Genomic DNA, 23,147 nt, shown 5'->3' on the forward strand with positions numbered 1-23,147 from the left:
GTCGGCCGCAATGCGCGGCTGGCGGGTACAAAACCCCGCTCACCCGGCCAGGCTGGCCTCCTTGAGCTTGCGGATCTCGTCGCGCAGGCGGGCGGCGTCCTCGAACTCCAGATCACGGGCGTGCTGGTACATCTGCTGCTCCAGCGCCTTGATCCGGGCCGCTGCCTGGGCCGGATCCAGGACGGCGTACTCGCTCCTTTCCTCGGCCACCCTGCGCTTGCCGCGCCCCGATTTGGCCTCGGACACCTCGGTACGGGCGCCCTCGAGGATGTCGACGATGGGCTTGGCCACCGATTTTGGGGTGATGCCGTGCTCGACGTTGTACTCCAGCTGCTTTTCCCGGCGGCGACTGGTCTCGTCGATCGCCGCCTGCATGGAGCGGGTCATCTTGTCGGCATACAGGATGGCCTTGCCGCGCAGGTTGCGGGCTGCGCGGCCGATGGTCTGGATCAGCGAGCCGGTCGAGCGCAGGAAGCCCTCCTTGTCGGCATCCAGGATCGCCACCAGCGACACCTCGGGCATGTCCAGGCCCTCGCGCAGCAGGTTGATGCCGACCAGCACGTCGAACTTGCCCAGGCGCAGGTCGCGGATGATTTCCACCCGCTCCACCGTGTCCACGTCCGAGTGCAGGTAGCGCACCTTCACGCCATGCTCGCCGAGATATTCGGTGAGGTTCTCGGCCATGCGCTTGGTCAGGGTGGTGACCAGCACCCGGTCACCCCAGGAGACGCGCAGGTTGATCTCCGACAGCAGGTCGTCGACCTGGGTGCCGACCGGGCGGATTTCCACCTCCGGGTCGACCAGGCCGGTCGGGCGCACGACCAGTTCGACGATTTCGCCATTGGATTCGCGCAGTTCGTAGGGGCCCGGGGTGGCCGACACGTAGATGCTGCGCGGCGAGCGCTCTTCCCACTCCTCGAACCGCAGCGGTCGGTTGTCCAGTGCCGACGGCAGGCGGAAACCGAACTCGACCAGGGTTTCCTTGCGCGAGCGATCGCCCTTGTACATCGCGCCGATCTGCGGAATGGTCACATGCGACTCGTCGATGACCAGCAGTGCATCCGCCGGCAGGTAGTCGAACAGGGTCGGCGGCGGCTCACCGGGCGCCTTTCCGGTCAGGTGGCGGGAATAGTTCTCGATGCCCGAGCAATAGCCGACCTCGGCCATCATCTCCAGGTCGAACTGGGTGCGCTGGGCCAGACGCTGGGCCTCGACCAGCTTGTTCTGCGCGTACAGCAGCTCCAACCGCTCCTTCAGCTCGATCTTGATGGTGTCGATGGCGGTCAGGACGCGGTCGCGGGTGGTCGCGTAGTGGGTCTTCGGATAAACCGTATAGCGCTGCAGCTTGCGCAGGGTCTCGCCGGTCAGCGGGTCGAACAGGGTCAGGTTCTCCACGTCGCCGTCGAACAGTTCGATGCGCAGCGCCTCGCTGTCGCTTTCGGCCGGATGCACGTCGATGACCTCGCCCCGCACCCGGAAGGTGCCGCGCTGCAGTTCGTACTCGTTGCGGGTGTATTGCAGCTCGGTCAGGTGCTTGATCAGCTGACGCTGGTCCATGTGCTCGCCCAGCGACAGGATCAGGCGCAGCGACAGGTAGTCCTCGGGCGCGCCCAGGCCGTAGATCGCCGAGACCGTGGCCACCACCAGCGCGTCCGGACGCGACAGCAGCGCCTTGGTCGCCGACAACCGCATCTGCTCGATGTGCTCGTTGATCGAGCTGTCCTTCTCGATGAAGGTATCCGACGACGGTACGTAGGCCTCGGGCTGGTAATAGTCGTAGTAGCTGACGAAATATTCCACCGCGTTGTGCGGGAAGAACGACTTGAACTCGCCATACAGCTGCGCCGCCAGGGTCTTGTTCGGCGCCATCACTAAGGTCGGTTTCTGCACTTCCTGGACCACGTTGGCGACGGTGTAGGTCTTGCCGGAACCGGTCACGCCCAGCAGGGTCTGCTTGGCGAGGCCGGATTCGAAGTTCTCCACGAGCTTGCGGATGGCCAGGGGCTGATCGCCGGCCGGGGAATAAGGCGAAACGAGTTGGAAGCGGTCGGTCATGGGGGTGTCCCGAAAGCGATCGCTGAGTATAGCCATCCGGCGATGACCGACGCCGGGGAGATTTCCTACTCGCCCTCACGGCACCGTCCGATGGCACGCGATCCGCGCCTGGACAAACCTGAACAACCCTTGCACGGATGTCAGGAGACCCCATGCGCCGGACGCGCACCGATATCGCCTTCCCGCCCGATACGGGCCGTTCGCAGCGAGGGGTGACCTTGCTGGAGCTCGCAACCACCATGGCCATCGCCTGTCTGCTCCTTGGCGTGGGCCTGCCCTCGTACCTGCAGATGACCCAGCAATGGCGCGCCGACGCGGCGCGCAACCTGCTGCTGTCGCACTTCGCCAGCGCCCGCCTGACCGCCATCAGTCACCGCAGGATCACCGCCGTCTGTCCTTCGAATGGTCCCGACAGTGGCTGCCGCCAGGACGGCGACTGGAGCCACGGCTGGCTGATGTTTTTCGACCCGGATGGCGACCGCCAGCCCAACCTGCCGGAAGACCTGCTGCGTCACGAGGCGGTGTCGCTTCCGGATGCTTTCAGGATCCGCTCCTCTTCCGGACGGCCACAGCTGCGCTACCTGGCGAACGGCATGAGCACGGGCAGCAACCTGACCGTCCGGATCTGCCTGCAGGAACGCCTGATGACGGAAGTCATCGTCAACAACGCGGGCCGCGCGCGCAGCCGCCGCAGCGGCAGTGGCGAGAATTGCCGGCCCTGAGCCCGCCAGGCCGGGAGACTTGCCCCGCTCCCGGGTGCCTGATTACAATAGCGGACCCCGCCCGAATAGCTCAGCCGGTTAGAGCACTTGACTGTTAATCAGGGGGTCGTTGGTTCGAGTCCAACTTCGGGCGCCAGATTCCAAAAAGCCCATGCAGCGATGCATGGGCTTTTTGCATTCTGGCCGCAAACAGGTGTTTCTCTTTATTACCTACCAACATTCAGACGCAGGGGTATCCTCATTGCTGGTACCGCGGCTACCCTGCTGATCCAGCGTGAGAGTACCGCATTGTGTATCGCGCTCAGCTTGTGCACCTTGTGGCACAGCTTGCAACGTGAATGCCGTAGCAGTCGGGTCCGCAACGAAACTGACTTGGTAGAACGGAGATACCTCCGCGTCGCACGCAGGTGGATTGGGGGCACCCGCATAGCTCAGGTTCGTCGTGTAATACCGCTCCATGAACTGTGCACGCTCCTGGAGACAGGCCGCACCTGCCGCGCGCCGTGAACGCACCACCTGATCGGTGTAACTGGAATAGGCAATCGCCGACAGGATGGCGATGACTGCGACCACCACCATGAGTTCCAGTAGCGAGAAACCCTGTTGGGAAGAAACATCCAAGCGACGATTCATTCTGGCTAGTTCCTTATCACTTCGCGCCACGAGACGCGACCCACGTTTCTGAATTCATCCTTGTCCACGCACCCCATCGAGCCGGATGAGCCTGCCGCGCACACCTTGCCTGGCGTGCCGCTGAACATGGTTGCCTGGGTCACCATGCCCACGCCCAGGTCCACCGAACCAATGGAACGTGCGGGGGGTTCACCATCGCCGCCACCGCCGCCCAGCGTGTCATCGCTGAACTGGCCGTCGCCGTCCGCATCGAAGTATGGTGTCCGGGTGCTGGTGCCGGTGAACGCATCCAGCGCATTCACATAGCCACGACCATCAGGTTGGCAAGCATCGGCGGTGGGAATGATGCTGCTGAACTCGAGCACGCTGCCATCCATCTGCGGACTGGTGACGATACGCTCGCCGATGGCGCCGGTTGGTGCCGGCTCGGTCAGATTGACGTACCAGCCGCTCGACGTGTTTGGCAGGTTGCCATGCTGCTCGAACGCCCGGAACCGCTGTCCATCCTGCTCGACCAGTTCGATGGCCCGCGCGGTCAGCGCACTCTTGGCAACGGTGGTACCGCTGTCGATGACGCCGTATATGGCTTGCACCGCCTCGCTGCTGACGTCGCCCGAGGTAAGGAAACGGCCGGTACCGAAGAACACCCAGGTCTTGTACGTGGTGGGGTGCATCGCCACGGTCATGCCACCGGTGATCGGCTGCCGTACCGTTCCGTTGGTTGCCGTGAACAGCGGGCTGCCGCTGTTGGCGACCCCCCAGCTCGAAGGGCTGTCGGACGTCAAATCGAACTTCCAGACATTACCCAGCATGTCGCCGGCATACACATAGTCATAAGTGTCGTTGCCGTCGCGATTCCAACCCACCGGCGCGGACAGACCATTGGAATCCGCGTGGTCGGTGACCGCGGAACCGACACCGGTGTCCAATTCGCGGATCAGCTCGCCCGTGTCCAGGTTGTAGATCTGCAGGACCGCGCGTCCGTTGGTGCTGTTGATGCCGTTGCCGACGATGACCGCGGTGACGTCGTTGTTGAGCTTGGCGATGAACGGCTTGCCCTGTACCAGGCCCACATTGTTGTCCGTCGTGGTGGCCGCGTCATCATCACCGGTCACCTCCCATTTGAAGTGATCGGAATCGAAGCTCTCCGGGTTGGACACATCAAGCGCGAACAGGCCCTTTCCACCCTTGCCCAAGGCACCTACCAGGATGTTCGCATCCGGGGTCTGCTGGCGGTTGGATACGACGATGGGGCCGTCCACGAAGTACCGATGACCGTAGTCCGGCCGGCTGAGGCTGCCCAGATTTGTCCAGTTGATGCCATTGGGAATGAAACCAAACAGTTCAGCGCCATTGCTGGCATCGATCGCGTGCAGCATGCCGTCGTTGGCGCCGACATACAGCGTGTTGGTGTCTTTCACGTAGGCGGGAGAAGACGTGACGATGTCGCCGAGCAGATGATTGCGGATGCGCAGCGTGCCACCGGTATGATTCATCTCCAGGTTTCGGGTGCCCGCGAGGTAGGCCGCATTGTCCGCGCCCGATACGGGGAAGTTGTTGGTGCCCGTACGCGTCAGCGCCGCCAGTTGCGTGGAGGTGGCTTCGGAAGGGAACACCAGTCCTTCGGTTCCGTTTGAACTGAACACCCTGCGATTGGACGCGGGAATGCCCTGCGACGCATTCCAGGTGGCTTCAGCGGCGAACTCGCCTCCGTCCTGGCGGGCATAGGCGGACAATTCGCCGGTCCAAACGCCCGATACGTAGCTTGCCTTGAACAGCAGGGTATCGGTTTCCAGCGAGGACGAGTTCGCTGCCACGTTGGAGAACGAGCCGGTGCGTTCGGTAACCGTGGCCAGCGCGGCCCGCAGGCCGGTCGCGAACTCGCTCGGGTTGCTGGCGGCGAGGAACCGCCCATGCCCGTTGACCGACGCATGGTAAAGATCGTCGATGGTACGCAGGTTGTTGGACGAGGGCGTCGGCCAACTGACGGTGCCCGCCGTGATGCCCGGCAGCGACGTATTGGGATCGAGCGTACCCTTCAGGCCGATCGAAATGCCGAAGGTCACCATGTGCTGCCAGAACGCCGGGTTGGCATTGGTGCTGGGGACGATGTTGTCCAGGCCGCCGTCGCCACCGCGCAGATCGGTCTTCCAATACTTCATCGCGACGTCGGCCAGCGTGTTGCTCGCGCTGTCCGTATACGGGCGGCCATGCTCGTACGTGTAGCTCCTGCCGCCCGGGCCCTGGATCTCCTCGCCATCGGCACCGTCCTGGTTACCGACCGAGTTGAAGCTGTCATTCCAGTAGCCGTCGGTCGTGAGGATGGTGAAGTTCTGACGGCATGCAAGCTGGTCGCTCCCGGCTTCCGGACCATAGGGTCCCGCCGAATCCGCGTTGGAGAAATACAGGCCGGCCGCGTTGAGCGCGGTGCGTAGCGGCGTACCCGAATTGGCCGTCGCCGAAAACAGGCGGTTGTACCAGCGCGCGCGGTTGTTGTTGGTACCACCGATGCCGTTCGGGTTGTCAAACAGGCCCTGGTTGAAATAAACGGGAATCGGAACCGTCTGGGTCGGGCTGTTGTCGGTAGTGTCACTGCCATTGCGCCCATGGATCGTACGGAAACCGACACGCACGTCATTGCCCAGATCGTTGAAAGCCGTCGCGGCTCCCCCTTTCGCGGCCTTGGTCCGAGTGCGGTAGTAGGAGTACCAGGTGGCGAAGTTGATCTTCTCGTTGTCCTCTGTGCGACGTGCGCCTGCGCCATTCAGCGGCGTGAGGTACACGCAGTTGCGCCAGCCCCAGCCGCTGGTGCTGGTATCGCAACCGACGTCTTCCGTGCCGTTGTTGTTGGTGGTCAGCTGGTAGCTGTACCGGATTCTAACGCCGCTGAAAGCAGTCCGAGCGTAGAGGCGGACGTAGTAGGTGCTCCCGGCGGATGTGCTGCTTGGCGAGCAGCTCTCCACGTTGCCATTGCTGGCGGAACTGCAGCCGTTATTGGTGTTGCTGGTCGTGGGGTGGTTTTCACGACGGACGTACAGGTTTGCGCATTGGCCACTGTTGCAGGTCCCGCCATCCGTGAAGATGGTGAGGTTGGAGGCATTGGCTGGCAGGGTGAAGGTATAGCTCGTGGTGCCGCTCGGCGCGTAATTGTTCGTCGAGGCACCTACATTGTTGGCTAGAGTCTCCGTCACCGTCGTCGTTTCCGACGAGTACTGCAGCCGTTCGCTCTGGACGATACGGCCGGTGGTCCCGCTTCGGATCTGGTAGCGATAGTACTGGGTGGCGTCACTCAGGCTGGTGGCGTTGGCCTTGGGCACATAGAACGTCTGCGTATTGTTGCTCAGGTTCGTCACCCCGCTGATCGTGCCCGCCGCCGTGTTGGTCACGTAGACGTCGTCGCTTTCCGCCCGGTCGTACGAAGTGCCGACTGTCAGCGGCGTTCCAGTGGAATCGAGCCAGGGCTGGTAATCGATCTTGGGGTTGTAGTACAGCGTGTTGGTGACGTAGTTCTGGTCGTAGATGGCGCTGTTGCTGGTCGAGGTCGTTCCGTAGGAACTGTTACTGCTGGTGTTGTCGCCGGTGGCCTGGCTGGAGATACCGCCGCCACTGATCGAGGTGATGTCCGGGTTGTACATGTAACGCCATTCCATCGATCCCGAGTCATCGAGGATGAACAGGATGTTCGGCGGTACCCGGCTGGCGGTGGTCAGCGGGTCGGTGGGCAGGGTGATGCCCGCGTTGACCGGCAATGCCAGCAAGGTCGCCAGGAAAGCGCAGGTCGCCGGCGCCAGCTGGTTCGCCACGCGCTTGTGAAGGAGTCTGATCGGGGAAGTCTTCATGATGTCCGCCCCACTCACTGGGCAATGAAATTGGTCTGCAACAGCACGGTGGCGCGATCGGCCGCCTCGCTGCGTGCGGTGATTCGATAGCGTGGACGCAGGCACAACGGCGACCGGTTGCTCTCGTCCACCAGGTCGCAACCTGGCCAGGTTGGTGCATCACCCATGTATTCGATGAAGAATTCCGGCGTGACCCCCAGCTCGCCCACGTCGGTGGCGCCATCGCGCCAGCCATTGAATCCTTCGGTCAGCCAGCGATCCGTCTGGCTCGCATCCGGCAGCGAACAGATGCCGTTGCTGCAGCCGGCCGACGGCACCGCCGCGCGGGTAGCTGCGGCCCCCGCGATGGTCTCACCCTCGCGCAAGGCCGCTTCGGCTGCCTGGAATGCCAAGCTGCGATCCAGCATGTTGGCGGTCATGCGTTCTTCCAGCAGGGTGCCGCGCATCGCCGCCAGGCCGAGCAGGGTCATGATCAGCAGCAGGATCAATACGATGAGCAGCGACACGCCACGCTGCCCATGGGCGGAACGGCAGGGATGGAGAGGTTTCATGGATTGCGATTCCTCAAGCTGGCAACCTGCACCAACGTGCGCTCCAGCGGCTGATTGTCGGTGCCGGCATTGTCTTCGCCGGTCAGCGTCAGTTCGATGCGCGCGGCGATCACGTTGGCCCAGGCGCCGCCGACATCGTTGGCGGTCTGGTACTCACTGGTGTCACGGACCAGATAACGGATTTCCATGTTGCTGACGCCGCTGGCGACTTCCGAGGTCGCCACGCCGGTGGGTGTCAATCTGCTCTGGTACAACGACGGCTCACCGCTGGCATTGTTGGCGATGAACCAACGCGTGGCATGCAGTTTCACCATGACAGAGTTCGGTGCGGCGTACTGGAACGGCTGGCGCGAACTGCACGCGTCGCCTACGGCGATCAGGCCCAGATTGGCGCTGCAGTTGCCCGGCGCGCCACCAGCGGCATGGCCAATGGTCGCACCGGAAGCCGAACTGGCCTGGAAAATCGAGGCCTGACGCGAATTGCAGGCAACCAGCAGATCGCCCGCGGCAAAACCGCTGGCGGCGGTATTGAGGGTGAATTGCGACGCGGAGGTACTGTGCGCGCTGATGGTGGCGACGGTGTCATCACCCGAAAACAATTGCAGCGCGGCGGTGCCATTCAGCCGTTGGCCCGTACCGGTGCCGAAGCCCGCGTCCGGAAATGCTTCGTCGGACGCGAATCCGCGGATGGCGTCGCCCCATGCGTTCAGATTGGTCCACCAGCGGGTCGCGGCATTGGTGATGACGTTGGCAACCGGCGCGTTGTTGACGCAGGGATTGCCCGCGGCCTCGCGAACATCGCGGGACATCAGCTCGAAAGCCGTGCGCGCGTTCTCCTGCATCGCGCCCAGATTCTGGGTCGCCTGGTAGGTCTGCTTGTTGGAGAAGAAGATGGTGCCCGCGACAGCGATGATCATCAGGCCCAGGACCATGGCAATCAGCAATTCGACCAGGGTCAGGCCGAGCTGGCGCGTATGCTGAAGGAATGCGGGATTTGGCTTCATAGCAGGGTCGTCGTGGTTACGCTGCGGGTAGTCGCACCGCTAATGGCGGTGCCGCGACTGTCGTCCCAGTCGACCGTGATCGTGCAGGTGCCACCCGCAGGGCAATTGATCGTTCCGCAGGCTGCATCGCCCATGGCAGCTTCCATGGAGTTGATCCATTCGCGGCGGTCGTAGTCGACCAGGCTGGCTCCCGTGGGGGCGTCGCAGGTCCGTTCCATGTCGTAGGCACCAGCAATGGCGGCGGCGCGATTGGCGCGCATCGCATCGAGAATGGCGTAGGTCTGGATGACCGCCTGGCTGCGCTCCAGCGAACTCTGGCTATTGCGCAATGCGGTGGACTGCATGGCGGCAATGCCGAGCAGGCCGACACCCATGATCAGGACGGCCACCAGTACCTCAATCAGGCTGGCGCCGTATTGCAGGCGTGGGGAAAGTGGCTGGGAGGTCTTTTTCATACGGGACTCGTCATCAGGGACATTCGCCGCCGCCGTTCACGCGGGCGGTCGAGACGCGGCTACCGCCCGCCAGTTGCACCTGGCGCTGGTTGTCCTCAGGATGCTCGCTGGCGATGCAGACGGTGAAAGTATTGTTGGCCAGGCTACCGTCCGCGGCGTGGGCCAGGCCGTCGGCGCGGAAGGTCACGCCGGTGGCGTCACCGGTAATCTCCAGTGGTCCCTTGACTGCACCGGTACGCAACACGGCGCCATCGCTGTCGACGACGGTCAGCCAACTGCTCCATTGCGCGGCCGCTGCCAGGCAGGTCTGGCCATCGGCACTGCCGCAGACCGTCACCCGCGCGTTTCGGCGAATCGCCTCGGCCCGCGCCAATTGCAGGGCGGTGACCAGTTCGTTCGCCTGGGTCGTCAGGCGATTGCCATTGACCACCCCGATCAGGCTGGGATAGGCCATGGCCGCCAGGATGGCCAGTACCGCCATGGTGACCAGGAGCTCGATCAGACTAAATCCCCGCGCGGCACGGAACCCGCGCAGCGCTAGGATGACTGGACGACGGCTGCTGCTTGCACGCATTACGCTTGCTTCCCCAAGTGAGCGCAGGCGCCATATAGGCACCCGCCGCGTGGACCGTCCAGTCGGGAACTGATGGGCGGGCCCGCAGGGGGAGTGAGCGGCAGGACTGCCATCGGTTCCGGGCACGAGGCATCATGGCCAGGTCGTCATGCGGAACCCGCCTGTGAAACCTTCCCCCCTGGACTCCCTCTGGCAGGCCCCCGTGATCATCTGGGTGGTCCTTGCGGGTGAAGGCCTCGCCGCCGTGCTGGCACTGGCCCCGAACGTGATAGACGGGGGACGCTGGGTGTTCTTCGGCCTGGCGTCGTTGATCGTGCAATGGGTCCTGCTGACCACGCTCGGCTGCCTGTATCTGCTGCGCCATCGACTGGCGGGCGTTCGTCCTCCCTATATCGCCTGGTGCTCGCTGCTGCTGCTGGTGCTCGCGACCTGGTTGATTGGCGGATTGCTCTGGCTGCTCCAGCGCAGCCTTGTGCCGACCGCACCCGATCACTGGATGATGATGTTCCTGCGGCTGACCGGCATCGCAGTGGTGGTCGGATTGCTGGGTCTGGCGGCGTTCCAGAACCACTGGCGCACCCGGCAGCTGGCGGTCAAGGCCAAGCAATCCGAACTGGAAGCGCTGCAGGCACGCATCCGGCCGCACTTCCTGTTCAACACGCTCAATACAGGCGCTGCGTTGATCCACCAGCGTCCGGAGGATGCCGAACGCGTCCTGCTCGATCTGGCCGATCTGTTCCGCGCGGCACTAGCGGGCCCGCGTGAAATTCCGCTTGCCGAAGAGTTCGCGCTAACAAGACGCTATCTGGAGATTGAAAGCCTGCGCTTTCGCGAACGCCTGACCATCCATTGGCGATTGCCAGACACCATTCCCGACGTATTGATTCCCACACTTTCCGTCCAGCCGCTGGCGGAAAACGCCATCCGCCACGGCATCGAGCCTGACCCCGCCGGCGGCACGATCTGGGTGGGCCTGGACGTCTCCGAGCGGTGGATAGACATCGAGGTCCGCAATACCCTGCCCCCCCGCCCAGCCGCAAGCATCGGTCATCAGGTCGGACAGACTTCGGTCCATGCGCGCCTGCAGGCCCTGACCGAGGGCCAGGGACAGTTGCAGACTCACCAGGAAAACGGGACCTACATCGCCGTCATCCGCCTGCCGGCTCCCAGACGAGCCGACGACGATCCATTATCCAGGCATGCCGAACGGGCAGAATCTCAGGTCAGCACCCGGTAGCAGGGCTTGTACTCGCCGGCGATCTTCATCCGGCGCTGCTCGACGAAGGCCCGCAGCAAACCATCCAGCGCCTGCATCATGTCGGCGTCGCCATGGATTTCGAACGGACCGAACTCCTCGATCCGGCGCATGCCGTCTTCCTTGACGTTGCCGGCGACGATGCCGGAGAACGCGCGGCGCAGGTCCGCCGCCAGCGCGTGCGCCGGACGGCCGTGGTGCAGGTCCAGCGCGGCCATGGCTTCATGGCTGGGCACGAACGGCTGCTGGAAATCGCCCGGGATGTCCACCGCCCAGTTGAAGAAGAACGAGTCCTTCTGCTGGATGCGGTACTCGCGCACCTTGCGGATGCCGGCGCCCATCTTCTTCGCCACCGCAACCGGATCGCCGATGATGATCTCATAGCGCTTGGTCGCTTCCTCGCCCAGGGTCAGGCGGATGAATTGGTCGATCTGCTCGAAGTACGGCGCGGCGATGGTGGGACCGGTCAGGATCAGCGGGAACGGCAGTTCGGCGTTCTCTTCCCGCAGCAGGATACCCAGCAGATAGAGGATTTCCTCGGCGGTGCCGACGCCGCCGGGGAACACGATGATGCCGTGGCCGATGCGGACGAACGCCTCCAGGCGCTTCTCGATGTCCGGCATGATCACCAGGTGGTTGACGATTGGATTCGGCGATTCCGCGGCGATGATGCCCGGCTCGGTGATGCCGATGTAGCGCGTGGTGCGGCGGCGCTGCTTGGCATGGGCGATGGTGGCGCCCTTCATCGGTCCCTTCATCGCGCCCGGGCCGCAGCCGGTGCAGATGTCCAGCCCGCGCAGGCCCAACTCGTAGCCGACCTGCTTGGTGTACAGGTACTCGTCACGCGAGATCGAGTGGCCGCCCCAGCACACCACCAGGTTCGGGTCGGCCGGGCGCAGGATGCGCGCGTTGCGCAGCAGCCCGAACACCGCGTTGGTGATGCCCGAGGAGGTGTCCAGGTCGTCCTTGCAATCCGGCCCCAACTCGATGGCGGTGTAGGCCAGGTCGCGAACCACCGCGAACAGCAGTTCGGCCACGCCCCGGATGATTTCGCCGTCGACGAAAGCCATCGCCGGCGCATTGAACAGATCGATGCGGACGCCACGGTCCTGCTGCAGCACCTGGATGTCGAAATCCGGGTACAGGTCGCGGGCGGCGCGCGGGTCGTCCGACGCGCTGCCGCTGGTCAGGACGGCCAGCGCGCAGCGGCGCAGCAGGTCGTGCATGCCGCCCGCCGAAGCGTCGCGCAGGCGGGCCACTTCGGCCCGGGACAGCACATCCAGCGCCCCGCGGGGGTGGATCTGCGCGTTCTGTACCGGCAACGCCCGTGATGGCGCTTCACTCATATGCTTGTTTCCCGTCGTTTTTTCGTGTCATGACCCGATGACTTTAGCGCAGTCCCGCGCTCAAGGCATTCCCATAAAAAACGGCCGGGTTGCCCCGGCCGTTTCTGGTGTTCCCTGGCCTTGCGGCTTAGAACTTGTACTTCAGGCCCAACATGACCGACCAGCGCGACACACCGGTGTTGCCCTTGTCGTTGTTGTTTTCCTGGATCTGCGAGCTGTCGGTGCTGCCGCTGAAGTGGTAGACGTACTTGCCGGTGGCCGGGTCGATACCGGCATAGCTGGCCACGCGACGGGTCGAGTTGAAGCCGTAGTCGTCGATCAGGCCCCACTTCTTGTTCAGCAGGTTGCCGATGTTCATGATGTCCAGCGACAGCTCGGTCTTGTGGCCCTTCATGAAGCCCGGCAGTTCCTGGCTGAAGCGCACGTCGAAGCTGTTGACCCACTTGGCGCGGAACGCATTGGCCGGCGCGATCTGGCCGCGGTACTTCTGCAGTTCCGGGTTCTGGCTCAACCAGTCGAAGAACGCCTGCTCCATCTGGGCGCCACCGGTGAACAGCACGTCGCCCGGGGCCGCCGGCACGTAGAACAGGTCGTTGAACAGACCGGCGTTGCTGGTGCTGGTGGTCGGATTGCTGTCGCCGTTCAGATCGTTGTAGTAGATGTAGCTGTACGGACGACCGGTGCGGCCTTCGTAGAACAGGCCGATGCGGGTGTCATAGTCACCGAAGAACTGGTGCTTCCACTCCACGGTACCGGTGATGCGATCGCGGATGGCATAGCGCGAGTCCCACGCGGTATCGCCGTTGACCGCACCGATCAGGGTGCTGCCCCAGTTCGAGGTGTTTTGCGAGCTGGTCAACGGGCTGACTTCGGTCGCCTTGGTGTAGGTGTACGCCAGCGACCAGGACCAGTCGTTGAGCATCGGCTTGTTCAGGCCGAAGGTGTACTGGCGGCTCTTGCCCTCGTCGGTGTTGCGCAGGAGCATCACATCGCCGATGCCGGCCGGGCGGTTGGCCTTGGGATTGACGTTGTTGGTGCCGTACACGATGCCACGGGTGGCATGGGCATTGGCAGGGTTCAGACCGTTGGCGTCCCAGAAGATCGGACGACCATCCTGACCGTAGGCGGTCGGGCCTTGGCCGGCGGCGTTGTACATGTCCAGGCGGTCCACCACGATGCCGTCGTTGACCTTGGTGAACAGCAACTCGGCCGACGCGACAATGCCGTACCACGGCAGTTCGTGATCCAGGGCGATGTTCGCCTTCCACACCGACGGCAGCTTCAGGCCGGGCTCGACGATGTCGACGTTGGCGCGCGCGTTGCCGGCCAGGCAGTTATCCGGGATGTTCGGCGCCGGGCTCGGCGAGAACACCGGAGCCTGATCACCGGAGCAGCTGTACTCGACGTAGTTCAGGCCGGTGTTCTGGTAGGTGCCGGCCAGCCACACGTTCGGGGCGGCGCCACCGAACAGGCCCACGCCACCGCGCAGCTGGGTCGGACGGTCGCTGTCGAAGGTGTAGTTGAAGCCGAAGCGCGGCTGCACCAGCTTGTCGTCGACCGTCTGGGTGTTGTCGTAGCCGTAGGTCTGCTCGATCAGCGGGTTGTACAGGCGCTGGTCGCTGAAGTCCGGGATATCGACGCGCAGGCCGAAGGTCAGGGTCAGGTTGTAGTTGACCGCCCAGGTGTCCTGCGCGAACAGGCCGACGTTCTTCAGGGTGTACTCGGCCGGGATGTCGTTGATGCTGCCACCCGGACGCGGAGCGCGGATCTGGTAGTTGTTCGGCGTGCCGGCGCGGAAGGCGTCGATATCGGCAAAGGTGTAGACGCCGTTCACTGCGCGGCCGTAGAAGTTCAGGATGTCGTTCTTCGAGTAGTCGAAGCCGAACTTCACGGTGTGGTCACCGATGTACCAGTTGGCCGCACCGAAAGCGGTTGTTTCCTTGGTCTCGATGATGTTGACGTGGCTGTTGATCTCGGTGCCCAGGAACACCGACGACTGGCCGTTGGATCCAAAACCGCGGACTTCGATCTGCGGCAGGTTCGAGAAGGTGCTGCGCACCGCCGAGTAGTCCTTGTAGCCGACCTTGAACTCGGTGGAGAAATTCTCGTTCCAGTCGCTGAACAATTCACCGACGTAGCTTTCGAAGGTCTTCGGCAGCGCGTACCAGAAGCTGCTCAGCGAGACGCTGTTGTTGTCGATTTCCGGGAAGCGCAGGACGCTCTGCTCCAGCTTGCTGTAACGCAGGGCGGCGCGATGGTTTTCGTTGATGTTCCAGTCCAGCTTCAGCGCGTACTCTTCGATCTCGGTCTTGTTGGTGCCCGGCAGCGAGAAGCCGCCCGCGCTGATGCCATGGCCATTGGCCGCCGAGACGAGGTCGGCGATGTCGGCATCGGTGATGTTGCCGGTGCCGTACGGGGTGTTGGTCAGGCTGGTGCCCGGCGCGCTGCGCTCGTACTTCTCGTAGTTGGCGAAGAAGAACAGCTTGTCCTTGACGATCGGGCCGCCGAAGGTGGCGCCGTAGGTCATTTCGTCGTCGAAGCCGTTGAACTTGACGCCTTCCAGTTCCTCGCGCACCCAGCTCTTGTCGCGGTAGGTGCCGTAGACGGTGCCGTGGAATTCATTGGTACCCGACTTGGTGACCGCGTTGATCACCGCGCCGGTGCCGCCGACGATGGTCACGTCGTAGTTGGCCAGATCGATGTTGATTTCCTCGATGGCGTCCATCGAGACCGGCTGGCGCTCGGTCGGCAGGTTGTTGGATTCCAGGCCGAACGGGTCGGCGACGCTGACGCCGTCGATGCGGATGGCGTTGTAGCGGGTGTTCTGGCCGCCGGCGGAGATCGCGCCGTCCGCCTTGCTGACCTGCGAAATGCGCGGATCCAGGCGGATGTAGTCCTGGATGTTGCGGTTGGCCGACGGCAGCGCTTCGATGCTGTCGCGGTTGATGTTGGAACCGGTGCCCATCTTGGTGGCGCTGAACACTTCCGAGCCGCCGGCCACGCCGACCGCGGTGACGGTCTCGAGGGTGGTGGTGGCATCGCCGGTCAGCGCGGCGTTGACCGTGTTGACCTGGTTGAGGTTCAGGTAGACGTTGTCTTCGGTCTTGGTACCGGAACCGGACTTGGTCACGGTGATCTGGTACGGGCCGCCCACGCGCAGGCCGCGGGCGCTGTAGCGGCCGCTGGCGTCGGTGGTGACGCGGCTGGTCGTGCCGGATTCGACGTGGGTGATGACCACTTCGGCACCGGTGACGGGCTGGCCATCGGCGCCGGTAACCACACCGCCGACACCGGCGGAGGTGCTCTGGGCGAAGACCGGCGCGGCCGCGAGCGCGGCGACGAGGCCAAGGGTGAGCTTGGACATCCGGAAACAACGGGATTGATTCATGAGTGTGAGCCTCGGTACGGGAATTGGCGTTGCGAAACTGGCTGGCTAAATGCGGACGCGCAGGCGGCCCGCCTCTCGGCGGGTCGTGGGGGGCATTTCTGGGGTTCCCTGAGCCTACGCGGAATGGCCGCGTTGGTTAATAACAGGTTAACACGATAGGACCATTTTGTGACCGCCGCGTGACAAAAATTCCGCGCTGCAGCACTTTTTACCCGACCCGTCTCAGATATTGACCGGCAGCTTCAGGTAGGTGCCGATCCCGTCCAGGAACATCTGCACGGAAATGGCCACCAGCAGCATGCCCATCAGGCGTTCGACGGCGGTCAGGACGCTTCGGCCCAGCCATTTGTAGAGCAGCGTTGCCGAGAACAGGATGGCGGCGGTAGCGCCCCACGCCAGGATCAGGGCCAGGCTCCAGTCGGCCAGGCGGGCGGGCTCGTTGCTGCCCATCAGCATGACCGCGGCCATGCCCGAGGGGCCGGCTACCAACGGAATGGCCAGGGGCACGATGAAGGGCTCGCCGCCGGGAATTTCCCCCATCAGGCCTTCCGGGCGGGGAAAGATCATGCGGATGCCGATCAGGAACAGGACGATGCCGCCGGCGATGGCCACGGATTCCTGCCGCAGATGCATCAGCTCCAGGGCGTACTTGCCGCCCCAGAGGAACAGCATCAGCACGACCAGCGCGATCAGCAGCTCGCGCGCCAGCACGATCCGCTGGCGCTTCGGCGTCAGCGGCTTGAGCACGCTCAGGAACACCGGGATGTTGCCCAGCGGATCCAGAATCAGGAACAGCAGCAGCGCGGCCGAAAGAATGGTCATGCCCGGACGGTCCAGACGCGGCCCCGGTGTTCGGCGCCCGCGGATGACAGCAATGTGACACATGCGGCCCCGTAGCGGGCCGGGTCACAGGCCTGGCCGTCGCTGTCGTCGGCATAGGCGCGCGAGCGCAGGCCGGTGCTCATCGGCCCGGGCTGCAGGCCGGAGACCCTGACCGGTCCGCCCGCCAGTTCGGCCGACAGCATGCCCACCAGACCGGCCAGGCCGTGCTGGGCCACGCCGTAGCCGCCCCAGTAGGGTTGCCCCACCCGCGACAGGTCATCCATGGCGAACACCAGCGCAGCGTCATCGGACCGCTTGAGCAGCGGCAGGCAGGCCTGCGACAGCCACCACGGGGCGGTCAGGTTGACATGGAGGGCGCGCGCGAACGCCGCCGGATCCGTGTGTTCCAGCGGGGTCAGGCCGCGGAACTCGGCAGCGCAGTGCAGGACGCCATCCAGCCGCCCCAGTTCCGCGTACAGGCGGTCGACCAGTTCGGCGTAATCGTCGGGCGAGGCGCCTTCCAGATCCAGCGGATACAACAGGGGCTCCTGCCCCGCCTGCGCCACCACGTCATAGACGCGGTTCAACTTGGGCACCTTGCGTCCCAGCAGCACCAGGGTCGCGCCCGCTTCGGCGCAGGCCAGCGCCGCGGCGGCGCCCAGGCCACCGTGTGCGCCGCTGATCAGCACCACGCGGTTGTCCAGCGCGCGCACGGCGCGGGTCGGCAGATCGATGAGGCTCACGGACCTGGCCTCACTGCGACAGGGCTTCGGCGACGATGCGCCGCAACTCGCCGGACTCGTGCAGTTCCAGCGTGATGTCGCAGCCACCGATCAGTTCGCCCTGGATGAACAGCTGCGGGAACGTCGGCCAGTTGGAGAAGCGCGGGAGGTTGGCGCGGATTTCCGGCTCCTCCAGCACGTTGATGGTGTAAAGCTGCTCGGCGCCGGCATCGCGCAACGCCTGCACGGCGCGGCTGGAAAAGCCGCACATGGGAAATTCCGGCGTGCCCTTCATGAAGAGGACGATCGGATGGCTTTCGACTTCGGCCTGGATGCGTTCCATCACCGGCATGCTGTTTTCTCCTGCTTTTACGGTAACCCAACCGGTGTCGGGTACACTTCCGCCCGTCCCGACGGACGCGTCCATCGGGAACGCCATTGTAAGCCCCCGTGCGCCGCCCTGCCGACGCCCCCCTTCCACCGCCTAGCGCAAGGATCCCAGCCATGGCCATCGAACTGCCCCCCCTGCCCTACGACCGTACGGCGCTCGAGCCGCACATTTCCGGCGAAACCATCGACTACCACTACGGCAAGCATCACAAGACCTATGTGGACAACCTCAACAAGCTGATCGAAGGCACCGAGTTCGCCGATCTTTCGCTGGAAGAGATCGTGCGCAAGTCCCAGGGCGGCATGTTCAACAACGCGGCCCAGATCTGGAACCACACCTTCTACTGGAACTGCCTGAAGCCCAATGGCGGCGGCGAGCCGACCGGCAAGCTGGCCGAGCTGATCAACAAGGCCTTCGGCGATTTCGCCAAGTTCAAGGAAGAGTTCACCAAGACCGCCATCGGCACCTTCGGCTCCGGCTGGGGTTGGCTGGTGCAGCGTCCGGACGGCTCGCTGGCCCTGGCCAGCACCTCCAACGCCGCCACCCCGCTGACCGGCGAGGACAAGCCGCTGCTGACCATCGACGTGTGGGAACACGCCTACTACATCGACTACCGCAACGCGCGTCCGAAGTACGTGGAATCGTTCTGGGCGCTGGTGAACTGGGACTTCGTGGCCGGCAACCTGCGCTGAGTCCGGGTTTCGCCCGTTGCGTACACGGAAGGCCGGGGCATGCCCCGGCCTTCTGCGTTTAGGGCACCGAGCCCGCGCTCAGCCGCGCAGGCGTTCGATGACCGGCGCCACCTGCGCCTCGCGGCCCAGCGCGCGGCCTGCGCGTTCCAGCGCCTGCGCCAGTTCCACCACGTCATCGGCGCGCACGGTGGCGTGCCCGACCTTGCGGCCGGCACGCGGCAGCTTGCCGTAGTCGTGCCAATGACCGCCCGGTTCGCCCAGCAGCGCCAGCGCATCCGGCATCTGCCCGATCCAGTTGAGCATGCACGCATGCCCGAGCATGCGCGTCTCGCCCAGCGGCAGCCCGAGCACCGCGCGCAGGTGGTTCTGGAACTGCGAGGTTTCCGCGCCCTCGATGGTCCAGTGGCCGGAATTGTGCACGCGCGGCGCCATCTCGTTGGCGAGCAACTGGCCGTCGCGATAGAACAGTTCCAGTGCGAACACACCCACGTAGTCGGTGCGTTCGGCCAGGCGGCGCGCGTAATCGACCGCGGTCCTGGCGATCGCGTCATCGGCCCGCGCCGGCGCCAGGCTCGCCGACAGCACGCCGTCGACGTGCCAGTTCTCGGTCAGCGGCCAAGTGCGGAATTCACCGTCGCGGCCGCGCACCGCGACCACCGACAGTTCACGTTCGAACGGCACGAACGCTTCCACGATCAGGCCAACCTTGGCCGCCTGTGCACCCAATGCTTCCCATGCCGCGTCGGCATCGGCCAGCGCACGGATGCGGAACTGGCCCTTGCCGTCATAACCCAGCCTGCGGGTCTTGAGGATGCATGGCACGCCGACGCTGGCAAGCGCGGCGTCCAGTTCCGCGCGATTGGAGACCGGCGCGAAATCAGGTACCGGGATATCCAGTTCGCGGAACAGCGTCTTCTCCGCCAGGCGATCCTGCGCGGTCGCCAGCGCGCGCGGGTTGGGGAACACCGGCACCCGCGCGGACAGCCATTCGGCGCTTTCGGCCGGCACGTTCTCGAAATCGAAGGTGGCGACATCGACCTTGCCGGCGAACTCCGCCAGTGCGGCCTCGTCGCGGTAGTCGCCCACCAGCAGCGGCGCGAACTGGCCGGCGCAGGCGTCGGCCTCGGTGTCCATCACCAGGAAACGCAGGCCCAGGGGAGCGCCGGAAAGGGCGAGCATGCGGGCCAGTTGCCCGCCGCCGAGGATACCGACCGTGGTCATGCCGGCAGGCGCGGATCGTCGTGCGCCATCACGTCGTCGGTCTGGCGTGCGCGGAACGTCGCCAGCGCGGCGCTGATCGCGGGGTATTCGGGAGACAGCAAGGCCGCGGCGAACAACGCCGCGTTGGACGCGCCGGCACTGCCGATCGCGAACGTGGCGACCGGGATGCCCGCCGGCATCTGCACGATCGACAGCAATGAGTCCATGCCGTTCAGCGCCTTGGACTGCACCGGCACGCCCAGCACCGGCACGGCCGTCTTGGAGGCCAGCATGCCCGGCAGATGGGCGGCGCCGCCGGCGCCGGCGATGATCGCGCGCAGGCCGCGCGGCCCGGCGGTTTCGGCGTAGGAGAACAGCACGTCCGGGGTCCGGTGCGCGGACACCACCTTCACCTCGTAGGGCACGCCCAGCGCGTCGAGCTTCTGGGCGGCATTCTGCATGGTTTCCCAATCCGAACGGGAACCCATCACGATGCCCACGACGGGGCTGTCAACGGTGGCGGTCATGGCCGTCCTCTGTCGCAAAGACGTATTCTACCCTCCTTGCCGAACGACGTTGGACCCATGGACCGCAAACTGCTGGACATCCTCTGCTGCCCCACCACCCGCCAGTCCCTGTCGCTGCTCGACGGCCGTGGGCTGGACGCGGCCAACCGCGCGATCGCCGCGGGCGGGGTGACCCGCGTGGACGGTTCGCCCCAGGCCGAGGCGCTGCGCGAAGCGCTGGTCACCCAGGATCGACGGACGCTCTACCGGGTCGACGACGGCATTCCGGTATTGCTGGCCGAGGAGGCCATCGCCACCTCGCAGTTGGCGGATTTCCCCGCACGATGAGCGACCTGCAGCCGCCTCCCGCCGAGGTCGTCGAAGGCGACGTGCGCCGCGCGCTGGCCGAGGATGTCGGCGACGGCGACGTCACCGCCGCGCTGCTGCCGGACCGTCCCGACGGCGCCTACCTGCTGTGCAAGGAGGATGGCGTCATCGCCGGACGCCCGTGGTTCGACGCCACCCACCGCATGCTCGACCCGCTGGTGCGGATCGACTGGCGCGTGGCCGAGGGCGATCGCATCACCGCCGGCACCGTGCTCGCCACCCTGCAAGGCCATTCGCGCGCGCTCGTCACCGCGGAGCGGACCTCGCTGAATTTCCTGCAGACCCTGTCCGGCACCGCCACCGCGACCGCGCGCCATGTCGAGGCGGTGGCGGGGACCCGCGCCAGGATCCTCGATACCCGCAAGACCCTGCCCGGCCTGCGGCTGGCGCAGAAGTACGCGGTGCGCTGTGGCGGCGGGCACAATCACCGGATCGGCCTGTACGACGCGGTGATGCTGAAGGAGAACCACATCCGTGCCTACGGCTCGCTCGGCGGCGCCATCCGCGCGGCGCGGGAAGCGCGGCCCGGCCTGCCTTTGATCGTGGAAGTGGAAACGCTGGTGCAACTGCAAGAAGCACTGCGCGAAGGTTGCGACCGCATCCTCATCGACGATTTCGACGCGCCAACACGACGGGAAGCGGTACGCATCGCCGCCGGCCGCATTCCGCTGGAGGTTTCCGGCGGCGTGGACATGGGCACGCTGCGCGCCATCGCCGAGGACGGCGTCGACTGCATCTCCATCGGCGGGCTGACCAAGCACGTCCGCGCCATCGACCTGTCGCTCAAGCTCGGTCCGCCGCCGGGCGACCGCGACTAGTTCCCGCCGGTTCCGTCTCCCCATGCCCAGCCTGATCCTGTTGATGATCGCCGGCGCCGCCGCCTTCGCGTACTGGAACGCGGCGCGCGCCGCCGCCGAACGGGCCGAAGCGCTTGGCCGCAACGCGTGTTCCGCCGCGGGTGTCATCTGGCTGGACCAGACCGTGCACGCCGCGGGCCTGCGCCTGCGGCGCAATGAGGACGGTCGGCTGGGCTGGGAGCGCACGTTCCGCTTCGAGTATTCCTACGATGGCTTGGACCGGCATACGGGCCGGCTGGTGTTGCGCGGCGCAACGCTGGTCTCGTTCGTGGGCCCGGTGCGCCCGAGCGTGGTGCCGTTCGAGCACTGATTCCGGCCGGGCTCCCTTCCTGTAGGAGCGACGTGAGTCGCGACGCTTGATGTTGCCGACATCCAGTCGCGACTGACGTCGCTCCCACAGTCCCACTGTGAGGTGGCCTTGGCCTACTTCACCACCCGCAGGTGCGGCCGCTTCGGTGGCGCGGGGGTGTCGTCGTCGCCCGGGCTGTCGGGGCCGGCGCCGTCATCGCCGCCGTCGTCGTCCGGTCCGGGCGAATGGCCATCATCGGGCAGGGCCATGCCCTGCCCGGTCTCGCGCGCGTAGATCGCCAGCACGGCGGAAATCGGCACCATCACCGGGAAGCTCACGCCGCCGAAGCGCGCGGTGAAGCTGACCGAATGATTGTCGATGTTCAACTGCACGACCGCGCGCTCGGCGATGTTGAGCACCACCTTGCCTTCCTTCACCGCGCTGGCCGGCACCTGCACGCCCGCCTGGGTCGCGTCGACCAGCAGGTGCGGGGTCATGCCGTTGTCGGCGATCCATTCCACAAGTGCCCGCAACAGGTACGGACGGTGGCTGGTCATGCGGGGAGTTTCATCGTTCATCGGTACTGCCTGGTGAAGTCGTCCGCGGAACGGACGTCGGAGCCGGCGGCATGCGCCGCCGACCTAGGATAAGTCACGACCGTCCCGCGGTTCCATGCCAGCGCCGCGGCAGCGACTTCACTCGCGTCGTCCCGGATTCAGTTCGGGATGTCGCGCAGCTTCTTCTCCGCATCGGTGAGACTGCGGATGAAGCCGGGGTTGCGGAAGATGCGGTTGCCGTAATCCTCGATGGCCTTGCCATCCTTGGGCAACGGGATGTCCAGCGACGGCAGCCGCCAGATGATCGGCGCCATGGCGCAATCGGCCAGGCTCATTTCGGGGTTGAGGAAGAACTTGCTCGCCTTGAACAGCGGCACCGACGCGGTCAGCAACTCCTTCAGGCGCTTGCGGCCGGCCTCGGCCTGCTGCTTGTTGCCCAGCTGGATGGCCTGCACCTGCGGCACCCAGTCGTGCTCGATGCGCAGCATCGCCAGGCGCAGGCGCGCGCGCGACAGCGGATCCACCGGCATCAGCGGCGGATGCGGATAGCGTTCGTCCAGGTATTCGCTGACCACCGAGGCGGCGTACAGCACCAGGTCCCGTTCCACCAGCGTGGGCACGGAATGGTAGGGATTCAGATCGATGAGATCTTCAGGTGGGTTCTGCGGATCCACCGGCACGAAGTCGTAGCTGACGCCCTTGGCGGCCAGCACCAGCCGTACCCGATGGCACAGCACGTCATCGATGGAGGAAAACAAAGTCAGTGTATTGCGCATACGTGGACTCGCAGCCATCAGGCTCTCCGACGATCGGAATCCGCCGATCGCACCGACGCCGCCAGCCCCTTGCCGGCGGTCGCCACGGTCCCCGAGTGTGCAATCCCTTCAGGAAAATGCCAAGCG

22 protein-coding genes and 1 tRNA gene are annotated in these 23,147 nt (G+C 65.1%); 7 read left to right on the forward strand and 16 right to left on the reverse strand.

Annotation, left to right across the window (positions count from 1 at the left end; all coding sequences use genetic code 11):
• Nucleotides 1-39 precede the first annotated feature (39 nt).
• Complete coding sequence (gene uvrB / locus FG323_RS06270; RefSeq protein ID WP_141453661.1) at nt 40-2,055, reverse strand: excinuclease ABC subunit UvrB; 2,016 nt, start codon at nt 2,053-2,055, stop codon at nt 40-42.
• Between the two features lie 152 nt (nt 2,056-2,207).
• On the opposite strand from uvrB, the gene FG323_RS06275 reads away from it, so the two are divergent.
• Both FG323_RS06275 and FG323_RS06280 read left to right on the forward strand, forming a co-directional pair.
• Nucleotides 2,208-2,777 (forward strand): GspH/FimT family pseudopilin, encoded by a 570-nt coding sequence (locus FG323_RS06275; RefSeq protein WP_181444100.1) that lies wholly within the window; start codon nt 2,208-2,210, stop codon nt 2,775-2,777.
• A 59-nt stretch (nt 2,778-2,836) separates the two neighbouring features.
• Nucleotides 2,837-2,913 (forward strand) — tRNA-Asn (locus tag FG323_RS06280).
• A gap of 74 nt (nt 2,914-2,987) precedes the next feature.
• Here FG323_RS06280 and FG323_RS06285 read toward each other — a convergent pair.
• From FG323_RS06285 to FG323_RS06315, 6 genes are read right to left on the reverse strand one after another with little or no spacing between them, the layout of a single operon-like run.
• The gene (locus tag FG323_RS06285) at nt 2,988-3,410 is read right to left on the reverse strand and encodes a type IV pilin protein (protein ID WP_141453663.1); all 423 of its coding nucleotides are present in this window, start codon (nt 3,408-3,410) and stop codon (nt 2,988-2,990) included.
• Nucleotides 3,411-3,415: 5 nt separating this feature from the next.
• On the reverse strand, nt 3,416-7,249 hold the full coding sequence (locus tag FG323_RS06290) for a PilC/PilY family type IV pilus protein (protein WP_249889921.1): 3,834 nt from the start codon (nt 7,247-7,249) through the stop codon (nt 3,416-3,418).
• 14 nt (nt 7,250-7,263) lie between these two features.
• Nucleotides 7,264-7,800: a PilX N-terminal domain-containing pilus assembly protein gene (locus FG323_RS06300; RefSeq protein WP_141453664.1), complete on the reverse strand. Its 537-nt coding sequence runs from the start codon at nt 7,798-7,800 to the stop codon at nt 7,264-7,266.
• The gene (locus FG323_RS06305) at nt 7,797-8,804 is read right to left on the reverse strand and encodes a PilW family protein (RefSeq protein ID WP_141453665.1); all 1,008 of its coding nucleotides are present in this window, start codon (nt 8,802-8,804) and stop codon (nt 7,797-7,799) included. Before FG323_RS06305 ends, FG323_RS06300 begins: the two co-directional genes overlap by 4 nt.
• Nucleotides 8,801-9,259 (reverse strand): type IV pilus modification protein PilV, encoded by a 459-nt coding sequence (gene pilV / locus FG323_RS06310; RefSeq protein ID WP_141453666.1) that lies wholly within the window; start codon nt 9,257-9,259, stop codon nt 8,801-8,803. Before pilV ends, FG323_RS06305 begins: the two co-directional genes overlap by 4 nt.
• A 13-nt stretch (nt 9,260-9,272) precedes the next feature.
• Complete coding sequence (locus tag FG323_RS06315; RefSeq protein ID WP_141453667.1) at nt 9,273-9,833, reverse strand: GspH/FimT family pseudopilin; 561 nt, start codon at nt 9,831-9,833, stop codon at nt 9,273-9,275.
• A gap of 202 nt (nt 9,834-10,035) precedes the next feature.
• Here FG323_RS06315 and FG323_RS06320 point away from each other — a divergent pair, with 202 nt between their 5' ends.
• Entirely contained in the window at nt 10,036-11,070 is a 1,035-nt protein-coding gene (locus FG323_RS06320) for a histidine kinase (protein ID WP_255470066.1), read from the forward strand.
• Here the strand turns inward: FG323_RS06320 and ppnN are convergent.
• From ppnN to grxD, 5 genes are all read right to left on the reverse strand, one after another.
• The gene (gene ppnN / locus FG323_RS06325) at nt 11,052-12,434 is read right to left on the reverse strand and encodes a nucleotide 5'-monophosphate nucleosidase PpnN (protein ID WP_141453669.1); all 1,383 of its coding nucleotides are present in this window, start codon (nt 12,432-12,434) and stop codon (nt 11,052-11,054) included. The genes FG323_RS06320 and ppnN overlap by 19 nt on opposite strands.
• 127 nt (nt 12,435-12,561) lie before the next feature.
• Nucleotides 12,562-15,798 carry a carboxypeptidase regulatory-like domain-containing protein gene (locus FG323_RS06330; protein ID WP_141453795.1) on the reverse strand — a complete coding sequence of 1,079 codons (3,237 nt, stop codon included), beginning with the start codon at nt 15,796-15,798 and terminating at the stop codon, nt 12,562-12,564.
• Between the two features lie 246 nt (nt 15,799-16,044).
• Nucleotides 16,045-16,644, reverse strand: a complete 600-nt coding sequence (locus FG323_RS06335) for a YhgN family NAAT transporter (RefSeq protein WP_141453670.1) — start codon at nt 16,642-16,644, stop codon at nt 16,045-16,047.
• A complete protein-coding gene (locus tag FG323_RS06340) occupies nt 16,641-17,387 on the reverse strand; it encodes an SDR family NAD(P)-dependent oxidoreductase (protein ID WP_141453671.1) in 747 nt (248 codons plus the stop codon). The genes FG323_RS06335 and FG323_RS06340 overlap by 4 nt, the downstream gene beginning before the upstream one ends.
• Before the next feature lie 10 nt (nt 17,388-17,397).
• Nucleotides 17,398-17,718 (reverse strand): Grx4 family monothiol glutaredoxin, encoded by a 321-nt coding sequence (grxD, locus tag FG323_RS06345; protein ID WP_141453796.1) that lies wholly within the window; start codon nt 17,716-17,718, stop codon nt 17,398-17,400.
• A 152-nt stretch (nt 17,719-17,870) separates the two neighbouring features.
• Between grxD and sodB the strand changes: the two genes are divergently transcribed.
• Nucleotides 17,871-18,449 carry a superoxide dismutase [Fe] gene (gene sodB, locus FG323_RS06350; protein WP_141453672.1) on the forward strand — a complete coding sequence of 193 codons (579 nt, stop codon included), beginning with the start codon at nt 17,871-17,873 and terminating at the stop codon, nt 18,447-18,449.
• Nucleotides 18,450-18,527: 78 nt separating this feature from the next.
• On the opposite strand, the gene FG323_RS06355 is transcribed toward sodB, so the two are convergent.
• The gene (locus tag FG323_RS06355; protein WP_141453673.1) at nt 18,528-19,670 is read right to left on the reverse strand and encodes a 5-(carboxyamino)imidazole ribonucleotide synthase; all 1,143 of its coding nucleotides are present in this window, start codon (nt 19,668-19,670) and stop codon (nt 18,528-18,530) included.
• Nucleotides 19,667-20,176 (reverse strand): 5-(carboxyamino)imidazole ribonucleotide mutase, encoded by a 510-nt coding sequence (gene purE, locus FG323_RS06360; protein ID WP_141453674.1) that lies wholly within the window; start codon nt 20,174-20,176, stop codon nt 19,667-19,669. Before purE ends, FG323_RS06355 begins: the two co-directional genes overlap by 4 nt.
• Before the next feature lie 57 nt (nt 20,177-20,233).
• On the opposite strand from purE, the gene FG323_RS06365 reads away from it, so the two are divergent.
• From FG323_RS06365 to FG323_RS06375, 3 genes are read left to right on the forward strand one after another with little or no spacing between them, the layout of a single operon-like run.
• Nucleotides 20,234-20,503: a Trm112 family protein gene (locus FG323_RS06365; protein WP_141453675.1), complete on the forward strand. Its 270-nt coding sequence runs from the start codon at nt 20,234-20,236 to the stop codon at nt 20,501-20,503.
• Nucleotides 20,500-21,360: a carboxylating nicotinate-nucleotide diphosphorylase gene (gene nadC, locus FG323_RS06370; protein WP_141453676.1), complete on the forward strand. Its 861-nt coding sequence runs from the start codon at nt 20,500-20,502 to the stop codon at nt 21,358-21,360. The genes FG323_RS06365 and nadC overlap by 4 nt, the downstream gene beginning before the upstream one ends.
• A gap of 22 nt (nt 21,361-21,382) precedes the next feature.
• The gene (locus FG323_RS06375) at nt 21,383-21,709 is read left to right on the forward strand and encodes a DUF3301 domain-containing protein (protein WP_141453677.1); all 327 of its coding nucleotides are present in this window, start codon (nt 21,383-21,385) and stop codon (nt 21,707-21,709) included.
• Nucleotides 21,710-21,822: 113 nt separating this feature from the next.
• On the opposite strand, the gene FG323_RS06380 is transcribed toward FG323_RS06375, so the two are convergent.
• Both FG323_RS06380 and FG323_RS06385 read right to left on the reverse strand, forming a co-directional pair.
• Nucleotides 21,823-22,266 carry a ClpXP protease specificity-enhancing factor gene (locus tag FG323_RS06380; protein WP_141453678.1) on the reverse strand — a complete coding sequence of 148 codons (444 nt, stop codon included), beginning with the start codon at nt 22,264-22,266 and terminating at the stop codon, nt 21,823-21,825.
• 137 nt (nt 22,267-22,403) lie between these two features.
• Nucleotides 22,404-23,039: a glutathione S-transferase N-terminal domain-containing protein gene (locus FG323_RS06385; RefSeq protein ID WP_141453679.1), complete on the reverse strand. Its 636-nt coding sequence runs from the start codon at nt 23,037-23,039 to the stop codon at nt 22,404-22,406.
• Nucleotides 23,040-23,147: the final 108 nt, after the last annotated feature.

The sequence above is a fragment of the Pseudoxanthomonas sp. z9 genome, assembly GCF_006542425.1.
Lineage (GTDB): Bacteria > Pseudomonadota > Gammaproteobacteria > Xanthomonadales > Xanthomonadaceae > Pseudoxanthomonas_A.

Excerpts from the sequence above, each read along its gene's own strand:
- FG323_RS06285 (WP_141453663.1), bottom strand. The coding sequence starts at position 3,410 with ATGAATCGTCGCTTGGATGTTTCTTCCCAACAGGGTTTCTCGCTACTG.
- FG323_RS06335 (WP_141453670.1), bottom strand. The coding sequence starts at position 16,644 with ATGACCATTCTTTCGGCCGCGCTGCTGCTGTTCCTGATTCTGGATCCG.
- pilV (WP_141453666.1), bottom strand. The coding sequence starts at position 9,259 with ATGAAAAAGACCTCCCAGCCACTTTCCCCACGCCTGCAATACGGCGCC.
- FG323_RS06290 (WP_249889921.1), bottom strand. The coding sequence starts at position 7,249 with ATGAAGACTTCCCCGATCAGACTCCTTCACAAGCGCGTGGCGAACCAG.
- FG323_RS06375 (WP_141453677.1), top strand. The coding sequence starts at position 21,383 with ATGCCCAGCCTGATCCTGTTGATGATCGCCGGCGCCGCCGCCTTCGCG.
- FG323_RS06275 (WP_181444100.1), top strand. The coding sequence starts at position 2,208 with ATGCGCCGGACGCGCACCGATATCGCCTTCCCGCCCGATACGGGCCGT.
- FG323_RS06305 (WP_141453665.1), bottom strand. The coding sequence starts at position 8,804 with ATGAAGCCAAATCCCGCATTCCTTCAGCATACGCGCCAGCTCGGCCTG.
- FG323_RS06365 (WP_141453675.1), top strand. The coding sequence starts at position 20,234 with ATGGACCGCAAACTGCTGGACATCCTCTGCTGCCCCACCACCCGCCAG.
- grxD (WP_141453796.1), bottom strand. The coding sequence starts at position 17,718 with ATGCCGGTGATGGAACGCATCCAGGCCGAAGTCGAAAGCCATCCGATC.
- nadC (WP_141453676.1), top strand. The coding sequence starts at position 20,500 with ATGAGCGACCTGCAGCCGCCTCCCGCCGAGGTCGTCGAAGGCGACGTG.
- FG323_RS06385 (WP_141453679.1), bottom strand. The coding sequence starts at position 23,039 with ATGGCTGCGAGTCCACGTATGCGCAATACACTGACTTTGTTTTCCTCC.
- FG323_RS06315 (WP_141453667.1), bottom strand. The coding sequence starts at position 9,833 with ATGCGTGCAAGCAGCAGCCGTCGTCCAGTCATCCTAGCGCTGCGCGGG.
- FG323_RS06330 (WP_141453795.1), bottom strand. The coding sequence starts at position 15,798 with ATGTCCAAGCTCACCCTTGGCCTCGTCGCCGCGCTCGCGGCCGCGCCG.
- purE (WP_141453674.1), bottom strand. The coding sequence starts at position 20,176 with ATGACCGCCACCGTTGACAGCCCCGTCGTGGGCATCGTGATGGGTTCC.
- FG323_RS06355 (WP_141453673.1), bottom strand. The coding sequence starts at position 19,670 with ATGACCACGGTCGGTATCCTCGGCGGCGGGCAACTGGCCCGCATGCTC.
- uvrB (WP_141453661.1), bottom strand. The coding sequence starts at position 2,055 with ATGACCGACCGCTTCCAACTCGTTTCGCCTTATTCCCCGGCCGGCGAT.
- FG323_RS06380 (WP_141453678.1), bottom strand. The coding sequence starts at position 22,266 with ATGAACGATGAAACTCCCCGCATGACCAGCCACCGTCCGTACCTGTTG.
- FG323_RS06300 (WP_141453664.1), bottom strand. The coding sequence starts at position 7,800 with ATGAAACCTCTCCATCCCTGCCGTTCCGCCCATGGGCAGCGTGGCGTG.
- ppnN (WP_141453669.1), bottom strand. The coding sequence starts at position 12,434 with ATGAGTGAAGCGCCATCACGGGCGTTGCCGGTACAGAACGCGCAGATC.
- sodB (WP_141453672.1), top strand. The coding sequence starts at position 17,871 with ATGGCCATCGAACTGCCCCCCCTGCCCTACGACCGTACGGCGCTCGAG.